We start from the raw sequence: 1,708 nt of genomic DNA on the forward strand, positions 1-1,708 counted from the left end.
CCCAACTCCCACCCCACGCACAGTCTTGACGCCCTAACCCTCCGCTCCTACGGTGACCGAGCTGTTCAGCAAGACGGTGCAAGTTCATGTGTATGAACACGGGAGCCGCTATGTCGGAGCTGGACTGGTTAGTTCTCGCCGGGTACTTCCTCTTGATGGTGGCCATCGGCGTGTACTCGACCAGGCGCATCGAGAACGTCGCCGACTTCTTCACCGCCCGCGGACGAGTGCCCTGGTGGCTCTCGGGCGTCTCGCACCACATGTCGGGCTACAGCGCCATCATGTTCGTCACCTTCGCCGCCGTCGCCTACGACTACGGCATCACCGTCTACTTCTGGTGGCCGCTCACGATCGGCCTCGGGATCGGCGTGGGCGCCTTCCTCTTCGCCCCCCGCTGGAACCGCCTCCGCGCCAAGCACGGCGTCAACTCGCCCCTCGCGTACCTTGCCGTCCGCTACAACCTCCCCACGCAGCAGGTCCTCGCCTACAGCGGGGCCCTGTTGAAGGTGGTCGACATCGCCGCGAAGTGGGTGGCGATCGCCGTACTCCTCCAGGGGTTCGCCGACATTCCGCTGCTCTGGGGCATCGGCCTCACCGGCGCCTGCACCATGCTGTACATCACCTTCGGCGGGCTCTGGGCCGACGTGCTCACCGACTTCGGGCAGTTCGTCGTCCAGGCGGTCGCCGGGGTGGCGATGCTCGTCGCCGTCCTGGCGCACCTGGGCGGCGTCTCGGCGCTCTGGACGATGTGGGGCGACCTGCCGGAGAGCCACAGCGACCCCGTCAACGGCAGCGTCACCACCGGGCTCATCCTGGCGTTCCTGCTGGTGAAGACGTTCGAGTACAACGGCGGAATGTGGAATCTCGCCCAGCGGTACATGGCGGCGCCCTCCGGCTCGCGTGCGAAGCGTACGGCGCTCCTCTCCAGCGGGCTGTGGCTGGTGTGGCCGCTGATCCTCTTCATACCGATGATCGCGGCACCGCTGATCGTCCCCGGGCTCTCCAACGGGGAGGAGTCCTACGTCGCCCTCGCGAAGGAGCTGCTGCCCACCGGCCTCATCGGCCTGCTGCTCGCCGGGTTCTTCTCGCACACGATGGCGATGGTCGGTTCGGACTGCAACGTCATCACCGCGGTCATCACCCGGGACCTCGTCCCGCTCTTCGCACCGAGAGTCCGCCGGTTCACGCAGCGCGGCCAGCTCGTCTTCGCCCGTACGACCACGGTGCTCTTCGTCGTCGTGAGCATGTCCTTCGCGCTCTTCAGCGATCCCGACGGCTTCATCATGACGGTCGTCGTGAGCATCGTCGCCGCGACGATGGGCCCGATATCCATCCCGCTGATGCTGGGCCTGCTCCCCTGGTTCCGACGCATCGGACCGGCGGCGGCGATCGTCTCCTGGGCGGGCGGCCTCGCCGTGTGGGCGGTCCTCTACTGGGGCGTGGACGGCGCGAGCGAGGCGACGACCGTCGGATTCCCGCTGCTGACCTCCCTCTTCCTCTACCTCGGTGTCGGGTTCCTCTGCCCGCAACGCACCGGTGCCAGGGACGAGCTGGTCGCCTCCCTCGGCGACGACCCGACGGAAGCCGAAAAGCTCGCCGTCGAAGCCCGCATGCTCACCGACGACCCGGAACGCCCCGGCCCCGCCCCGGACGGCGACGAACCCGCCGGCACCCGCTGACACAGCGCCCCGACTCCGGCACCGAGCAA

General features: G+C 68.0%; 1 protein-coding gene. It reads left to right on the forward strand.

Annotation, left to right across the window (positions count from 1 at the left end; translation table 11 throughout):
- Positions 1-110 precede the first annotated feature (110 nt).
- The gene (locus UWG_RS29630; RefSeq protein ID WP_016906551.1) at positions 111-1,679 is read left to right on the forward strand and encodes a sodium:solute symporter family protein; all 1,569 of its coding nucleotides are present in this window, start codon (positions 111-113) and stop codon (positions 1,677-1,679) included.
- The last annotated feature ends 29 nt before the right edge of the window (positions 1,680-1,708 follow it).

Source organism: Streptomyces xiaopingdaonensis, from assembly GCF_000262345.1.
In the GTDB taxonomy this organism is placed as follows: Bacteria; Actinomycetota; Actinomycetes; order Streptomycetales; family Streptomycetaceae; genus Streptomyces; species Streptomyces xiaopingdaonensis.

Coding starts and splice junctions, on each gene's coding strand:
- UWG_RS29630 (WP_016906551.1), top strand. CDS start 111: ATGTCGGAGCTGGACTGGTTAGTTCTCGCCGGGTACTTCCTCTTGATG.